A 2,857-nucleotide genomic window follows, 5' to 3' on the forward strand; every position below is an offset into this window, starting at 1 on the left:
ACCCTGCTGCCGACAGCGGCGCTGCTGTTCAGATATTCCGCCCTGACCTTCAATTCGCACCGGATCCATTACGACCTGCCCTATGCGCGGGACGAGGAGGGCTATCCCGGTCTTGTCGTTCACGGCCCGCTACAGGCCACGCTTCTTGCCGATCATGCCGCGCGACGGCTTGGCCGTTCGCTCAAGCGCTTTTCGTTCCGTGGTCAGGGGCCGGCATTCGCCGGCATCTCGCTGCGACTGTGTGTGCTTCCGGGAGCCGACGCCGCCTCGGAGGAGTTGGCGCTCGTCAGCGAGCAGTTTGGCAAGACCTGCATGACGGCGGAGGCTGCATGACCGATCATCACGATGAGATCGCCCTTGCGCAGACGCTGCTATTCGTGCCGGCGAACAGGCCAGAGCGTTTCGGCAAGGCTGCCGGCAGCGGCGCAGATGCCGTAATCGTGGATCTTGAGGACGCGGTCGCACCTGCGGACAAGTCGAGCGCACGGGATTCGCTCGATGATCTGTCGGAAGACCTTGCGGTTATCCTGCGGATTAACGCTGCCGATTCCGAATGGTACGCGGCGGATATCGCCAGGGCGTTGTCGCTGAACGTGGCGGCGGTCATGCTGCCCAAGGCCAAGGCTGGCGCGGAGTTGGTGGAGTGCTGTGCGTCTCTGGGCGAGATCCCGGTGATCGCTTTGATCGAATCGGCCGCGGGTCTGGCAACCGCGCGACAGGTTGCGGCGACGCCGGGCGTTCTTCGACTTGCATTCGGCTCTGTCGATTATTGCGCCGATCTGGGCTGTACTCATCTGCGCGATGTCCTGTTGCCGGCTAGGGCGGAACTGGTCCTCTCTTCGCGGCTGGGGGGGATCGCCGCGCCGATTGATGGCGTGACCACCGAAATTCGCGACATGCAGGCCGTCACCGAGGATGCGCGTCACGCGCGGGATCTGGGCATGGGCGGCAAGCTCGCGATCCACCCGTCTCAGATCGCGCCGATTGTCGCGGCCTTCCGTCCCAGCCCGGATGAAGTCGCCTGGGCGAAGCGGGTTCTGGCCGCGGGCGAAGGCGGCGCGGTCATGATCGATGGCGCGATGGTTGACCTGCCGGTCAGGCTGCGCGCCCGGAAAATTCTTGCCTCGGCGAAAGCTGAATGAACATTGAAAGGGAGTTTTGCCGATGAAGGTCCTCGTACCTGTGAAACGTGTGATTGACTATAACGTCAAGGCGAAGGTGAAGTCTGACGGCTCTGGTGTCGATCTTGCGAATGTGAAGATGTCGATGAACCCCTTTGACGAGATTGCGGTGGAAGAGGCGATCCGGCTGAAGGAAAAAGGCACGGCTGAGGAAGTGGTCGCGGTCTCCATCGGCGTGAAGCAGGCGCAGGAGACGCTGCGCACGGCGCTCGCCATGGGGGCGGACCGGGCCATTCTGGTTGTCGCTGCCGACGATGTGCATCAGGATATCGAACCGCTGGCGGTGGCGAAAATCCTGAAGGCTGTCATTGATGAGGAACAGCCGGGGCTCGTGATCGCGGGCAAGCAGGCCATCGACAATGACATGAATGCGACGGGTCAGATGCTGGCCGCCCTGCTGGGCTGGCCGCAGGCGACGTTTGCCTCGAAGGTCGAGATTGAGGGTGAGGCCGCGAAGGTCACGCGTGAGGTCGATGGCGGTTTGCAGACCATCGAGGTCAAGCTGCCCGCGATTGTGACGGCGGATCTGCGGCTGAATGAGCCGCGCTATGCCTCGCTGCCCAATATCATGAAGGCGAAGAAGAAGCCTCTGGATGAGAAGACGGCGGCGGATTACGGCGTCGATGTCAGCCCGCGGCTGGAGGTCACCAATACGAAAGAGCCCGAGGGCCGCAAGGCAGGGATCAAGGTGGAGACGGTGGATGAACTGGTCTCGAAACTCAAAGAAGCGGGGGTTGTGTGATGGCTGTTCTGCTGCTTGCCGAAGTCACGAATGGGGAACTGAACCGGGACGCCACCGCCAAGGCGGTGAATGCGGTGAAGGCTCTGGGCGATGTCACGGTGCTGGCCGCCGGGTCGTCTGCGAAGGCCGCCGGTGATGAGGCCGCGAAGATCGACGGTGTGGCCACGGTGCTGGTCGCCGAGGACGATCTTTACGGCCACCGTCTGGCGGAACCCACGGCGGCGCTGCTGGTGTCGCTGGCGGGGGATTACGATCACATCGTGGCGCCGGCGACGACGGATGCGAAGAACATCATGCCGCGCGTGGCCGCGCTGCTGGATGTGATGGTGATCTCGGATGTATCGGGCGTCGTCGATGCCGACACGTTCGAACGCCCGGTCTATGCCGGTAACGCGATCCAGACGGTGAAGTCGAAGGACGCGAAGAAGGTCATGACCATCCGCACGGCCAGCTTCGATGCGGCGGGTGAAGGTGGGTCGGCCCCGGTCGAGGATCAGGCAACGGGCGAGGATCCGGGCCTGTCGAAATGGGTCAGCGACGAGGTCGCGGAAAGCGACCGCCCCGAACTGACCTCGGCGGGCCGTGTGGTGTCCGGTGGCCGTGGCGTCGGATCGGAAGAGAACTTCGAACTGATCGAAAAGCTCGCCGACAAGCTGGGCGCGGCTGTCGGTGCCTCGCGCGCGGCGGTGGATTCGGGCTTTGCGCCGAATGACTGGCAGGTCGCCCAGACCGGCAAGATTGTGGCGCCGGAGCTTTACGTCGCCGTCGGCATCTCTGGCGCGATCCAGCATGTCGCGGGGATGAAGGATTCGAAGGTCATCGTGGCGATCAACAAGGACGAGGAAGCCCCCATCTTCCAGGTCGCGGATTACGGCCTTGTGGGCGACCTGTTCCAGATCGTCCCGGAACTCACAGAGAAGCTCTGACGCTTCTT

Annotated in this window: 3 protein-coding genes and 1 pseudogene; all 4 read left to right on the forward strand. The window is 63.3% G+C overall.

Translation table 11 applies throughout. The features are described 5' to 3' along the window. Positions 1-333 (forward strand): annotated as a pseudogene (locus ACK5IR_RS12055) (hypothetical protein); the annotation flags it as partial. Continuing rightward, positions 330-1,142 carry an HpcH/HpaI aldolase/citrate lyase family protein gene (locus ACK5IR_RS12060; protein WP_416929224.1) on the forward strand — a complete coding sequence of 271 codons (813 nt, stop codon included), beginning with the start codon at positions 330-332 and terminating at the stop codon, positions 1,140-1,142. The pseudogene ACK5IR_RS12055 and the gene ACK5IR_RS12060, both read left to right, overlap by 4 nt. A 22-nt stretch (positions 1,143-1,164) precedes the next feature. Then, positions 1,165-1,923 (forward strand): electron transfer flavoprotein subunit beta/FixA family protein, encoded by a 759-nt coding sequence (locus ACK5IR_RS12065; protein WP_416929226.1) that lies wholly within the window; start codon positions 1,165-1,167, stop codon positions 1,921-1,923. After that, entirely contained in the window at positions 1,923-2,849 is a 927-nt protein-coding gene (locus tag ACK5IR_RS12070; protein WP_416929228.1) for an electron transfer flavoprotein subunit alpha/FixB family protein, read from the forward strand. The genes ACK5IR_RS12065 and ACK5IR_RS12070 overlap by 1 nt, the downstream gene beginning before the upstream one ends. The last annotated feature ends 8 nt before the right edge of the window (positions 2,850-2,857 follow it).

This window comes from Tropicimonas sp. (assembly GCF_047971885.1).
Classification (GTDB): Bacteria; Pseudomonadota; Alphaproteobacteria; order Rhodobacterales; family Rhodobacteraceae; genus Tropicimonas.

Excerpts from the sequence above, each read along its gene's own strand:
- ACK5IR_RS12065 (WP_416929226.1), top strand. The coding sequence starts at position 1,165 with ATGAAGGTCCTCGTACCTGTGAAACGTGTGATTGACTATAACGTCAAG.
- ACK5IR_RS12070 (WP_416929228.1), top strand. The coding sequence starts at position 1,923 with ATGGCTGTTCTGCTGCTTGCCGAAGTCACGAATGGGGAACTGAACCGG.
- ACK5IR_RS12060 (WP_416929224.1), top strand. The coding sequence starts at position 330 with ATGACCGATCATCACGATGAGATCGCCCTTGCGCAGACGCTGCTATTC.